The sequence below is a fragment of the Sphingomonas natans genome (assembly GCF_030546695.1).
Lineage (GTDB): Bacteria > Pseudomonadota > Alphaproteobacteria > Sphingomonadales > Sphingomonadaceae > Sphingomonas_I > Sphingomonas_I natans.
In genome coordinates this window covers 408,014-420,797 of sequence record NZ_JAUOTP010000003.1, presented here as the reverse complement: position 1 = coordinate 420,797, position 12,784 = coordinate 408,014, and the positions used below count along the sequence as shown (strand labels likewise).

Sequence of the window (12,784 nt, the reverse complement as noted above, 5' to 3'; positions counted from 1 at the left end):
GGAGGACATCATGGGACGATTGAGCGATCGCAGGATCGTGATCACGGGCGCGGCCAGCGGCATGGGCCGCGCGATCGCGCTGGCCTTCCATGCCGAGGGTGCGAAGCTGGCCTTGTTGGACCGCAACGCCGACGGGGTCGCGCTGACGGCGGCACAGGCCGACGCAGACGCGTTCGGCTGTGACGTCGCGAACCGTGCTGAGGTGGCGGATGTCATCGCCCGGGCGGCGCAATCGCTGGGCGGCATCGACGGAGTCGTCAATGCCGCCGGCATCCTCGACATCAAGCCCGCCGACGAGCTGACGCCGGAGAGCTGGGACCGGATGATCGCGGTCAACCTGACCGGCCCCTTCAATATCGTCCACGCCGCCTTGCCGCATCTGCGCGCCGCGGAGTGGGCGACGATCGTCAACATCTCGTCCGTCAGCGGGGTCATGCCGATGGCCGGCACGTCGGGCTATTCGGCTAGCAAGGCCGGTGTGCTCATGTGGACCCGGTGCCTGGGCATGGACCTTGGTCCTCACATCCGGGCGAACGCGATCCTGCCCGGCGTCATCGAGACGGAGATGACGCGCTACCTGTCGGAAAATCCGGAGCATCGCGCCGCCGCCGAAGAGCGCGTGGCGCTGAAGCGCCTGGGCGACACGCAGGACATCGTGCGCGCCGCTTTGTTCTTCTCGACCGAGGATTCCGCCTTCACCACCGGCGCCGCGCTGCCCGTCGACGGGGGCTTCTCCTGGCGCTGACGCTTGCCCTTTTTCCCGCTTTTATCGGAGACGACGCATCATGTTGGACCTGAAGCTGCTCTGCACGGCGATCGTCGAAGTCGCGCCGCCCCTGCTCGTCGGCAAGGCGCCTGCCGGGACCCGCACGGTCGGAGAATTGCGCTCCGTCACGATGAGCGGCGAGCGCATCAAGGCGACGCTCGCCGGCGTTGCCGCCGCCGACTGGATCCGGCTCAACGGGCGGGTGGGCGATATCGACGTGCGCATGACGGTTCGCACCGATGACGACGCATTGATCTACATCCATTATACGGGCAAACTGGATCTCGGGCGCCCGGGCGGCCCGGTGGCGACCGTTGCGCCGACCTTCGAGACCGGTGACGCGCGTTACGCCTGGCTCAACGACATCCAGGCGATCGGACGCGCCACGCTGACGGTTGGCGAGGGCGGTGCGGCCCGGCTCGACTATGAATTGTACGAGGTGCTCTGACCCGCCCCCGCAGCCCGATCTGGAGGACGAGCGGACGCAAATGATCGGCCGGGCGAAGAATGCAATGCGGCTGTAGCATAATTCCGCCGGGATGATTAGTAATCTCTGGTTCCCGGTGGACGTGCGGCGTGGGGCTGTGCCGCTGCCGACCGGCCGCGGCCGTCCGGCCCGTCCGAACAGGTCAAGGCGTCAGAGAGTGAGAGCAAGACGACATGGTTCAGGTGGATCATCAGACGTTGTCGGACAAGATCGCCATCCAGGAGGTCCTGAACGAATATTGCCTGCGTCTTGAGATCGACACGTTCGAACGCTGGCTGGATCTCTTCACAGATGACGCGGAATATGAAGTCTTCCGCCAGGTGCTGAAAGGTCGTGCGGAAATCTCGGCCATGCTCTCGCAGGCGCCGCATGGCGTGCATGTCGGCGGGCCGAGCCGGATCATGCTCGACGGTGACGTGGCAGAAACGATCGAGAGCTACATGTTCATCGGCGACGACGACGCGCATTCGAACAACGGCTGGTATTACCGGACCCTCGTCCGAACGCTGGACGGCTGGAAGATCTCGCGCACCCGCGTGAAATTGCAGAAACGCGCGGCCCATTAAGTCGAGCATCCGCGGAGGCCGGGCCCAAGCGACGTTCGGATGCCCGGCCTCTTTCCCAAAGACCGACCCTACCGACCAACAAGGAGCATCCTCGATGCGTACGCTTGACCATATGATTGCAGGCTCCGCTGCGGGCGCGCCGGCGAGCCGCTTCAGCGACATTTTCGATCCCAACACCGGCAAGGTCCAGGCGCGGCTCGGTCTCGGCACCGCCGCCGACCTGGAGCGCGCCGTCGCGGCCGCCGCCAAGGCGCAACCGGCCTGGGCGGCGACCAATCCGCAGCGCCGCGCGCGCGTGATGTTCAACTTCAAGCAGCTCATCGAGAAGAACATGCAGGAGCTGGCCGAGCTCCTCTCGTCCGAGCATGGCAAGGTCGTCGCGGACGCCAAGGGCGACATCCAGCGCGGCCTCGAGGTCGTCGAATTCGCCTGCGGCATCCCTCACGTGCTGAAGGGCGAATATACGCAGGGCGCGGGCCCCGGCATCGACGTCTATTCGATGCGCCAGCCGCTGGGCATCGTCTCGGGCATCACCCCGTTCAACTTCCCGGCGATGATCCCGATGTGGATGTTCGGCGTCGCGATCGCGGTGGGCAACGCCTTCATCCTGAAGCCGTCCGAGCGCGATCCTTCGGTTCCGAACCGGCTGGCCGAACTGATGCTGGAGGCTGGTGCGCCGGAGGGCATCCTCCAGGTCGTCCATGGCGACAAGGAGATGGTGGATGCGATCCTCGATCATCCGGCTATCTCGGCGGTCAGCTTCGTCGGCTCGTCCGACATCGCCCATTATGTCTATCAGCGCGGCGTTGCCGCGGGGAAGCGCGTGCAGGCGATGGGCGGCGCCAAGAATCACGGCATCGTGATGCCGGACGCCGATCTGGACCAGGTCGTCGCCGACCTGTCCGGTGCCGCCTTCGGTTCGGCGGGCGAGCGCTGCATGGCGCTCCCGGTCGTGGTGCCGATCGGCGACAAGACCGCAGTCGCGCTGCGCGAAAAGCTGATCCCCGCGATCGAGGCGCTGCGGGTCGGCGTCTCGACCGATCCCGACGCCCATTATGGACCGGTGGTCACCGCCGCGCACAAGGCGAAGATCGAGAATTACATCCAGATGGGCGTGGACGAGGGCGCCGAGCTCGTCGTCGACGGACGCGGCTTCGCGTTGCAGGGCCACGAAGACGGCTTCTTCGTCGGGCCGACCCTGTTCGACAAGGTGACGACGGGCATGCGCACCTATCAGGAGGAGATTTTCGGTCCCGTCCTGCAGATGGTGCGCGCGCCCGATTTTGAGACGGCGCTGCGGCTGCCGAGCGAGCATCAGTACGGCAACGGCGTCGCCATCTTCACGCGCAACGGCCATGCCGCGCGCGAATTCGCGGCCCGCGTCAATGTCGGCATGGTCGGCATCAACGTGCCGATCCCGGTGCCGGTCGCCTATCACACGTTCGGCGGCTGGAAGCGGTCCGCCTTCGGCGACACCAACCAGCACGGCATGGAGGGCGTGAAGTTCTTCACCAAGGTGAAGACGGTCACCCAGCGCTGGCCGGATGGCGGCGTCTCCGGCGACAGTTCCTTCGTCATTCCGACGATGGGGTGAGCAGGGCACCTTGAGCCAGTTCGACCTGACCGAGGATCAGCGCGCCATCCAGGAGATGGCGCGCCGGTTCACCGCCGAGGCGATCACGCCTCATGCTGGCGCGTGGGACGAGGCGCATCATTTCCCGCGGGCCGTGGTGACGGCCTCGGCCGAACTCGGTTTCGGCGGCATCTACGTGTCCGAAGACGCGGGCGGGGTCGGGCTCGGCCGGCTGGAGGCGGCGCTGATCATGGAGGCGATGGCCTATGGCTGCCCCTCCACGTCCGCCTTCATCTCGATCCACAATATGGGCGCGTGGATGATCGATCGTTTCGGCGGCCAGGTGGTGAAGGAGACCTATCTTTCTCGCCTCGTCTCCTGCGAGATGCTCGCCAGCTATTGCCTGACCGAGCCCTCGTCGGGCTCCGATGCAGCCGCGCTCAAGACCAGAGCCGTCCTCGACGGCGACCATTATGTCGTCTCGGGTTCCAAGCAGTTCATCTCGGGCGGCGGCGTCAACGAATTGTATGTGACGATGGTGCGCACCGGCGCGGATGGCCCCAAGGGCATCACCTGTCTCGCCATCGAGAAGGACATGCCCGGCGTCAGCTTCGGCGCGCAGGAGAAGAAGCTCGGCTGGAACACGCAGCCGACCGCACAGCTGATCCTCGACGAGGTTCGCGTGCCGGTGGCAAACCGGATCGGCGGCGAGGGTGAGGGCTTCCGCATCGCGATGATGGGCCTGGATGGCGGGCGCCTCAATATCGGCGCCTGTTCGCTCGGCGGCGCGCAGCGCGCGCTGGACGAGGCGATCGCCTACACGAAGGATCGCCGTCAGTTCGGCCAGAGCATCGCCGACTTTCAGGCGACCCAGTTCAAGCTGGCGGACATGGAAATCGACCTGCAGGCAGCACGCATGCTGCTTTATGCGGCGGCGGTGAAGGTCACCGAAAATGCACCCGACAAGACCAGGTTCGCGGCGATGGCCAAGAAGCTCGCGACCGAGACCGGCTGGTCGGTGGTCGATCGCGCGCTCCAGCTCTTCGGCGGCTACGGCTACCTCAAGGATTATCCGATCGAGAAGCTCCTGCGCGATCTGCGCGTCCACCGCATCCTGGAAGGAACCAACGAGGTCATGCAGATGATCATCGGCCGCGATCTGGTGCGCCAGTGACGCTTCGCGACGACATGTCGAAAGGCTCGGCCTCTCCCCCGGACGATCGGGAGGTCATCGTCTCGGCGGAAAGCGGCGTCGGGCGGCTCCGGCTCAACCGCCCCCGCGCGATCCACGCGCTGACGCACGGCATGTGCGTCGACATGGCGGCAGCGCTCGCCGACTGGTACGCGGACGACGCGGTCCGGCTCGTCCTGATCGACCATGCCGCCTCGCCGGACGGCGATCCCAAGCTCTCGCGCGGCTTCTGTGCTGGCGGCGACATCCGCGCGATCTGGGATAGCGGCCGCACCGACGGGGACGCGGCGCGCCGCTTCTTCTTCGACGAATATCGGTTGAACCATCAGCTCTTCACCTACGCCAAGCCTGTCGTGGCCTTCATGGACGGGATCACGATGGGAGGCGGCGTCGGCATCTCGCAGCCCGCCAAATACCGGATCGCGACCGAACGGACGATGTTCGCGATGCCCGAGACCGGCATCGGTCTGTTTCCCGACGTCGGCGGCGGCTGGTATCTGTCGCGACTGCCCGGACGGACCGGCGAGTATCTGGCGCTGACCGGTGGGCGGCTCGACGGCGCCGAGTGCGTCGCTCTGGGCCTGGCCACACATTATGTGCGCGCAGGCGCGCTCGACGCGCTGAAGGCCGATCTGATCGCGCGCCCGACCGAGGTGGACGCTTTGCTGGCACAGGCGAGCGAAACGCCGCCTGACGCGGGCATCGATAGCCACCGCGCCGCGATCGACCGGCTGTTCGGAGGCGAAAGCTACGAGACAATCCTCGCGGCGCTGGAAGCGGACGGATCGGAGTGGGCGCAAAAGCAGCGCGCGATCCTCGCCACCAAAAGCCCGCAATCGTGCAAGGTCTCGCTTCGGCTGGTCCGGCACGGCCGCGACCATGTCGATTTCGCGGACGAGATGCGCGTCGAATATCGCGTCGCGGCCCATCTTTGCCAGCGCAGCGATTTTCTCGAGGGCGTGCGCGCGCTGATCGTCGACAAGGACAACCAGCCGACCTGGAACCCATCGACGCCCGAGGGCGTGCCCGATCATGCGATCGACCAGATCTTCGCCCCGCTCGATCCCGCCGAGGAATGGACCCCGGCGGCCTGATCGCGCGCGCGAGACAGCTTCAGCGAGGACGATGACGATGTCGGATTATGAGACCCTTCTGATCGAGCGGCACGATGCGGTGACCCTGGTGCGGCTCAACCGGCCACAGGCGCTTAACGCGCTGAACGCCCAGGTGTTGACCGACCTGATCGCGGCCTTTGCCGCTTATGATGCGGATCCGGAGCAGCGCTGTCTGGTGCTGACCGGCAGCGAGAAGGCGTTCGCGGCCGGCGCCGACATCAAGGAGATGCAGCCTAACGGCTTCTCCCACAATTATGCGACGAACTTTTTCGCGGGCTGGGAGCAGGTCACGGCGACCCGCAAGCCGTGGATAGCTGCCGTGGCGGGCTTCGCGCTGGGTGGCGGTTGCGAGCTGGCGATGATGGCGGATTTCATCCTCGCGGCGGACACGGCCAAGTTCGGCCAGCCGGAGATCAAGCTCGGCGTGGCGCCGGGCATGGGCGGCTCGCAGCGCCTGACCCGCGCTGTGGGCAAGGCCAAGGCGATGGAAATGTGCCTGACCGGGCGGATGATGGGGGCGGACGAGGCCGAGCGCGCGAGCCTGGTCGCGCGGATCGTGCCGGCCGCCGATCTGATCGAGGAGGCGCTCAAGAGCGCGGCAGCGATTGCGGCGATGGCGCCGCTCGCCGCGATCGCGAACAAGGAGATGGTCAACGCGGCCTTCGAGACGGGCCTTGCGATGGGCATCGTCTTCGAACGTCGCCTGTTCGCAGGGCTGACCGCGACCGAGGACAAGACCGAGGGCATGACCGCCTTCGTCGAAAAGCGGCCCGGCGTCTGGTCCGGACGCTGATCGCCGCAGATCCGGGCGGCACCTGATAGAGACTGGGAGAAGCTATGAGCAGGATCGCGTTTGTCGGGCTGGGCAATATGGGCGGCGGCATGGCGGCCAACCTGGCGAAAGCCGGCAATGTCGTGCGCGCGTTCGATCTGGCCGAGGCCGCGCTCGTGCGAGCGGTACAGGCGGGGTGCCAGCGCGCTGCGTCCGCCGCTGACGCTGCCACCGATGCCGAAGTGGTCGTCTCGATGCTGCCTGCCGGCAAGCATGTCCGGGCGGTCTATGAAGGCGAGGTCTTCGCGGCGGTGCCCGCCGGGGCGCTTTTGCTCGACTGTTCTACGATCGACGTCGCGTCGGCCCGCGCGGTCATCGCCGGTGCAGAGGCCAAGGGGCTGGCGATGATGGACGCGCCCGTGTCTGGCGGGATTGCGGCCGCCAATGCCGGGACGCTCACCTTCATGGTCGGCGGCACGGACGGCGCCTTCGCACGCGCCAGGCCGGTCCTGGAGCGGATGGGCAAGGCCGTTATCCATGCCGGCGCGGCCGGCGCGGGGCAGGGCGCCAAAATCTGCAACAACATGCTGCTCGGTGCGACGATGGTCGCGACGTGCGAGGCGTTCCTGCTGGCCGAGAAACTGGGGCTCGATCTCAAGACCTTTTACGACATCTCATCCAAGGCATCCGGCCAGAGCTGGTCGATGACCTCCTACTGCCCGGTGCCCGGCGTCGGCCCCGAAACGCCCGCCGACCGTGGTTATGAAGGCGGCTTTGCCGCCGCCCTGCAGCTCAAGGATCTCAAGCTGGCGGTCGAAGCCGCGCATGGCGTGGATGCGAGCGTGCCGATGGGGGCGGCCGCCGAAGCGCTCTATCAGGCGATGACCAACGCCGGCATGGGCGGGAAGGACTTTTCGGCGATGATCCGCTTCCTCAACGGCGATCGGAGCTAAGCCGCACGAGGCCAAGACGCCGCAGGGTGTGGCGACGGGCCCCACTTCTTCGGAAGCCGGCCGCATCGCACGCGCCGCCACCTCGCCGGAGAAGGTCTCGATCGCCCTGCGCTCCGGCGCCACACCGCATGTGACGCCAGTTCGTCACCGCGCAATTGTCGACCGGGAGGCTATCATTTGAAGCTGTCGGCGAGCTGCTCGCGCAGCACGGTCTTCTGGACCTTGCCCATGCCGTTCTTGGGCAGTTCGTCGACGAAGACGATCCGCCGGGGCTGCTTGAAGCGGGCAAGCGTGTCGGCCAGTTGGGTCGTGAGCGCGGCGGCATCGGCAAAATCCGCATGGACGGGCACGACGACCCCCACGACGCCCTCTCCCAGGTCGGGATGGGGCACGCCGACGACGGCGGATTCACGGACCTGCGGCAATTCGTCGAGCGCGGTCTCAACCTCGGCCGGGTAGATGTTATAGCCGCCCGAGATGATGAGGTCCTTCGCGCGACCGACGATCGAGACATAGCCTCGTCTATCGATGAAGCCCAGGTCGCCGGAGATGAAATAGCCGTCGTGAAATTCCGCGGCGGTCTTCTCGGGCATTCTCCAATAGCCCTGGAAGACATTGGGTCCCTGGATTTCGATCACCCCGATCTCGTCCTGCGGCAGCACCGCGCCGGTCTCGGTATCGGCAATGCGGATCGAGACGCCTGGAAGCGGCACGCCGACCGTGCCGGCAATACGGTCTCCCTCATAGGGGTTGGACGTGTTCATGTTGGTCTCGGTCATGCCGTAGCGCTCCAGGATCGCGTGGCCGGTGCGTTCGGAGAATTCACGGTGGATGTCGGCGGACAGCGGCGCGGAGCCCGACACGAAGAGGCGCATATGGGCGACCAACGCGCGGGTGAAGCGATCCTCCTTGATCAGCCGGATGTAGAAGGTCGGCACGCCCATGAGCACGGTAGCGCGCGGCAGGGCGTCCAGCACCGCATTGGCATCGAAGCCTGGCTGAAAAATCAGGGCCGCGCCCGCGGCGAGCGTCACGTTCGTGGCGACGAACAGGCCGTGGGTGTGGAAGATCGGCAGCGCGTGGAGCAGCACGTCTTCGGCGGTGAATTGCCAATAGTCGCGCAAGGTGAAGCAGTTGGACGCGAGGTTGCCATGACTGAGCATCGCGCCCTTCGACCGCCCTGTCGTGCCGGACGTGTACAGGATCGCGGCAAGATCATCGTCGGCAACGTCGAGCGTCGCGAATGCGGGAGAAATGTCGCGTGCCGCCAGCGTCAGCGTGCCGTCGCCGTGCGCACCCAGCGTCTCGACACGGGCGACGCCTGCGGCCTCGGCCAGGGGGCGAATGGTCTCCGCCTGCGCGGGATCGCAGACGAACAGCGCCGGCTCCGCGTCGCGCATGAAATAGTCGAGCTCGCCGGCCGTGTAGGCGGGGTTGAGCGGCAGGAAGACGGCGCCGGTGCGCAGGCAGGCGAGATAGAGCATCAGCATGTCGATGCTCTTGGGCGTCTGCACCGCCACCCGATCGCCGCGCGCGACGCCCAGCTGCCCAAGCAGGTTGGCGAATTGTCCCGATCGGGCTTCCAGATCGCCATAAGAGAGAATGGCGCCATCCGGGAGCGTCGCGAACGGGCGGGAGCGATCCGCCGGGAAACAGGTCTGGAGGCGCTCGAACAGATTGGCCATGATTGGTGCGAACCCTTATTTTCTGGAACGGACGTCGGCGGCCAGACTCTTGGCCATCTTGCGGAACGGCTCGCCGGTCGCGACCTCTGCGCGATTGGCATAGGCCTCGTGATAGTCTTCGATCTGCGGCAGGTCGTAGAGATAATTGACCATCAGGCCGCCGCTCTGGCGCAGCCCGTTGGCCGAAATGTCGGCCCGCCAGTTAAGCCGCTCGAGCCGGGCCCCGTTACCGAGATGAAAGCGCGCGACCGGATCGACCGGCTTGCCGGCGGCTGTGCGGGCCTGCGTGAAATAGGTCACCGCCTGCCGCAGCAGGAAGGCGCGCGCCGACGTCTCCTGCGCTTCGTCGACTTCGCTCGACGATGCCAGGCGCTCGACCATCGCCGCCTCGGCCGGATCGGAGGTGACCCCGCGAAGCCAGCGCATCAGGCCCGGTATCGGCGACAGGGTGACGAAGGTGGTGAGGTCCGGCAGTTCGCGCTTCAGATCGGTCGCCACCTGCTTGATGAGGAAATGACCGAAGGAAATGCCCTTGAGGCCCGGCTGACAGTTGCTGATCGAATAGAAAGTCGCCGTGCTGGCCTCGCTTGCCGCCAGGATGGTCCGGTCGGGATCGAGCATCGCCTGGATGCTGTCGGGGATCGCCGCCGTCAGACCCACTTCGACGAAGATCAGGGGTTCGTCCGGCATCGCGGGATGGTAGAAGGCGAAGCAGCGCCGATCGTCGGGATCGAGCCTGCGGCGCAATTCCTCCCAGTTGGAAATATCGTGCACGGCCTCGTAGCGGATGATCCGTTCGAGCAGGCTGGCTGGCGAGGACCAGTCGATCGACCGCATCGACAGGAAGCCGCGATTGAACCAGGACTGGAGCAGGTGGACAAGGTCGGCATCGACCGCCTCGAGCGACCTGCTTTTCCCTCCTATTTCCGCCAGCAGGTCCGCCCGCATCCGGACCAGCGCGCCGGTCCCGCCGGGCGCCAGGTTCAGGCGACGAAACAGCTCCTGTCGCGGCGCCTCGGCGGCCTGGGCCAGCGCGGGCAGGGCCGACGCGCCTTCGCTGCGATAGCGGTCCCAGCAGGTGGCCAGCTTGGCTTCGTCGGGGCTGAAGCGGGTCGACAGCGTCTCGAAGAACGCGCGACGGACCGGTGGTTCGGCCTTTTCGTAGTGCGAGAGGAGGTCGGTGGCGATCGCGACGCCGGACGCCTCGCCTCGGACCGACAGCAGGGCTTTGGCAAGTTCCTCGAGCAGTTCGGCCGTGCCGGCCACGGAGCCGCGCTTGCGGCCCCGCGCGGTAAAGGAGGCATGGCCCCGCAGCAGGTCGCGACCTGCCTGCGAGAGGCCGTCGAGCAGATTGGCGATGGCGCTGCGGGGGCTGAACGCCGCACGTCGCGCCGGCTCGGTGTCGGCGGCCGGTGGCGACTTGGGCGGGGGCTCGAGCGAAACATCGTGCATCATGGGCCTCCAGCCATTGTATTTTGGATAGTGATCCTGACAGGACTCGTATACAGAATTACGTCAAATTGCGCATCAAGAATACAGGAGAGCGGCGTGGCTACCTTTGCAGGAGATGAGTGGAGGCGCGGTCGCGCGGGTTCGCCCGCATGACGATATCGGGCGTGGCGCTGCTCGCCTTGTGCAGCCTGCTCGGGCAGATTCTCGGCGAGATGCTGGGCTATGTCCTGGGGGTGAAAGCCAATGTCGGCGGTGTCGGCATCGCCATGCTGCTCCTGATCATCGCGCGCCTCTGGCTGGCGCGGCGCGGCCTGCTGAGCGACGGGGTCAATCGCGGCGTCTTCCTGTGGGGCTCGCTCTACATTCCCATCGTCGTGGCGATGGCCGCGCAGCAGGATGTCGTCGCCGCCATCCAGGGCGGCCCGCTGGTGCTGGCGGGCGGCGCTGGCGTGGTGGTCCTCTGCTTCGCCATGGTCGCCGTCTTGGGACGTCTCGCGGGACGCGGCGAGACGATCGACGAGATCGAGGCGCGCGAGCGAGCCGCCGCCGGCATCGTCGACCCGTCCGTGCGGCCCACGGCATGATCGACGCGGGCTTGGACCGGATCGCCCATCTGCTGGACGGCGAGGCGCTGCTCATCGCCTTCGCCCTCGTCGGCCTCATCATGTGGGTCTCGAACTTCCTGTCGACGAGACTTACCGCCGGCCGAGTGCACGGGTCGGCGATCGCGATCGTGCTCGGGCTCGCGCTCGCCTTCTGGGGCGGTGCGGCGACCGGCGGGCACAAGGGCGTCGCCGACCTTCCGTTTCTCTCGGGCATCGGGCTGATGGGCGGCGCGATGCTGCGCGATTTTGCGATCGTCGCGACCGCGTTTGAGGTCGATGTCGCGCGCGCGAAGCGGGCGGGCGCGATCGGCTCGGTCGCGCTCATCCTGGGAACGGTGCTGCCCTTCTTCTTCGGCGCCGCCCTTGCCTGGGCCTTCGGCTATCGGGATGCCGTTTCGATCTCCACGATCGGCGCGGGCGCGGTCACCTACATCGTCGGTCCGATCACCGGTGCGGCGATCGGCGCTGGCTCGGCCGTGATCGCGCTCTCGATCGCGACCGGCGTGGTGAAGGCCATTCTCGTCATGGTCTTCACGCCGATAGTGGCGCCGCTCATTCGCCTCGACAGTCCGCGTGCCGCGATGATCTTCGGCGGCATGATGGGGACGGTGAGCGGTGTCTCGGCCGGTCTCGCCGCTACCGATCGGCGCCTGGTGCCCTATGGCGCCTTGACCGCCACCTTCCACACCGGGCTCGGCTGCCTGCTCGCGCCCTCGATCCTGTACTTCATCGTGCGCGCGATGCTGGGCGCATGACCGGGGTCGACGCGGCGCCGGGCAACGCGGCAGACCTTTTGTCCGACCGCATTCGCAACGCGCTGACCGACGCGATCGCGGCGGGAGACTATGGGCCGGGCGCGTCGCTCGACGAGCAGGCGCTGGCCGATCGCTACGGCGTCTCGCGTACCCCTGTGCGCGAAGCGTTGCGCCAGCTTTCCGTGGCCGGCCTGGTCAAGATCCGTCCTCGTCGGGGTGCCGTGGTCGCGCCGGTCACCATCGAACGCATCATGGAGATGTTCGAAGCCACGGCCGAGATCGAGGCCCTGTGCGCGCGCCTTGCGACGCATCGGATGACGCCCCTGGAACGTAGCGCCATGTTGCGGATCCACACTGCTGCCGAAGAGGCGGCGCGGGCTGGCGACCTGGACCAATACGATGCACGCAACCGCCATTTCCACGAGGCGCTCTATCAGGGCACGCACAACCAGTTCCTGGCGGAGCAGGCGATGGCGATCCGCGAGCGACTGGGCGCCTATCGCCGGACGCAGTTGCGCCAGGATGGTCGACTGGCGCGCTCCCATAGCGAGCATGGCGTCCTCATCCAGGCGATCATGCGCGGCGATGGCGACGAGGCGGCCAAATGGATGCGCGCCCACCTGCTCAACGCGTCGGGCGCGCTACTCGACTATTTCGACCATGGCGCATCGCCGGTCAGCGATGCCCGAGAGGCGCCCCAACAGAATGAGCCGGTACGTCTGGACGAGGATGCCGAGCAGGCCCCGCCGCCCCGGGAACGGCGCGCCAGGAAAGCGTGAGGGGTCAGTGACTTTTTAACCCGGCGATGAAAATGCACATGGAAATGGCTATTTTCCGGGAAGAACTGTGACGCCCTATTTGCT

13 protein-coding genes are annotated in these 12,784 nt (G+C 66.7%); 11 read left to right on the top strand and 2 right to left on the bottom strand.

Annotated features, from left to right (window positions below; genetic code table 11):
* Positions 1–10 precede the first annotated feature (10 nt).
* The 8 genes from Q4F19_RS08745 (at position 11) to mmsB (ending at position 7,424) form a co-directional block, all read left to right on the top strand.
* Complete coding sequence (locus Q4F19_RS08745) at positions 11–745, top strand: SDR family NAD(P)-dependent oxidoreductase (protein WP_303541625.1); 735 nt, start codon at positions 11–13, stop codon at positions 743–745.
* A gap of 40 nt (positions 746–785) precedes the next feature.
* Positions 786–1,214, top strand: a complete 429-nt coding sequence (locus Q4F19_RS08740) for a DUF3237 domain-containing protein (RefSeq protein ID WP_303541623.1) — start codon at positions 786–788, stop codon at positions 1,212–1,214.
* 212 nt (positions 1,215–1,426) lie between these two features.
* A complete protein-coding gene (locus tag Q4F19_RS08735) occupies positions 1,427–1,819 on the top strand; it encodes a nuclear transport factor 2 family protein (protein WP_303541622.1) in 393 nt (130 codons plus the stop codon).
* A 94-nt stretch (positions 1,820–1,913) separates the two neighbouring features.
* Positions 1,914–3,413, top strand: a complete 1,500-nt coding sequence (locus tag Q4F19_RS08730; RefSeq protein WP_303541621.1) for a CoA-acylating methylmalonate-semialdehyde dehydrogenase — start codon at positions 1,914–1,916, stop codon at positions 3,411–3,413.
* A gap of 10 nt (positions 3,414–3,423) precedes the next feature.
* Positions 3,424–4,566 (top strand): acyl-CoA dehydrogenase family protein, encoded by a 1,143-nt coding sequence (locus tag Q4F19_RS08725; protein ID WP_303541620.1) that lies wholly within the window; start codon positions 3,424–3,426, stop codon positions 4,564–4,566.
* A gap of 14 nt (positions 4,567–4,580) precedes the next feature.
* A complete protein-coding gene (locus Q4F19_RS08720) occupies positions 4,581–5,678 on the top strand; it encodes an enoyl-CoA hydratase/isomerase family protein (RefSeq protein WP_303541969.1) in 1,098 nt (365 codons plus the stop codon).
* Positions 5,679–5,715: 37 nt separating this feature from the next.
* Positions 5,716–6,492: an enoyl-CoA hydratase-related protein gene (locus tag Q4F19_RS08715; protein ID WP_303541618.1), complete on the top strand. Its 777-nt coding sequence runs from the start codon at positions 5,716–5,718 to the stop codon at positions 6,490–6,492.
* A gap of 44 nt (positions 6,493–6,536) precedes the next feature.
* Complete coding sequence (gene mmsB, locus Q4F19_RS08710) at positions 6,537–7,424, top strand: 3-hydroxyisobutyrate dehydrogenase (protein ID WP_303541615.1); 888 nt, start codon at positions 6,537–6,539, stop codon at positions 7,422–7,424.
* Between the two features lie 173 nt (positions 7,425–7,597).
* Here the strand turns inward: mmsB and Q4F19_RS08705 are convergent, their stop codons facing one another.
* Entirely contained in the window at positions 7,598–9,109 is a 1,512-nt protein-coding gene (locus Q4F19_RS08705; RefSeq protein ID WP_303541613.1) for a malonate--CoA ligase, read from the bottom strand.
* Between the two features lie 15 nt (positions 9,110–9,124).
* Complete coding sequence (locus tag Q4F19_RS08700; protein WP_303541611.1) at positions 9,125–10,561, bottom strand: malonyl-CoA decarboxylase; 1,437 nt, start codon at positions 10,559–10,561, stop codon at positions 9,125–9,127.
* A 149-nt stretch (positions 10,562–10,710) separates the two neighbouring features.
* Between Q4F19_RS08700 and madL the strand changes: the two genes are divergently transcribed.
* From madL to Q4F19_RS08685, 3 genes are read left to right on the top strand one after another with little or no spacing between them, the layout of a single operon-like run.
* Positions 10,711–11,145 (top strand): malonate transporter subunit MadL, encoded by a 435-nt coding sequence (gene madL, locus Q4F19_RS08695; protein ID WP_303541610.1) that lies wholly within the window; start codon positions 10,711–10,713, stop codon positions 11,143–11,145.
* Positions 11,142–11,921, top strand: a complete 780-nt coding sequence (madM, locus tag Q4F19_RS08690) for a malonate transporter subunit MadM (protein WP_303541608.1) — start codon at positions 11,142–11,144, stop codon at positions 11,919–11,921. Before madL ends, madM begins: the two co-directional genes overlap by 4 nt.
* Positions 11,918–12,700, top strand: coding sequence for a GntR family transcriptional regulator (locus Q4F19_RS08685; RefSeq protein ID WP_303541606.1), 783 nt, complete (start codon positions 11,918–11,920; stop codon positions 12,698–12,700). Before madM ends, Q4F19_RS08685 begins: the two co-directional genes overlap by 4 nt.
* Positions 12,701–12,784 lie beyond the last annotated feature (84 nt).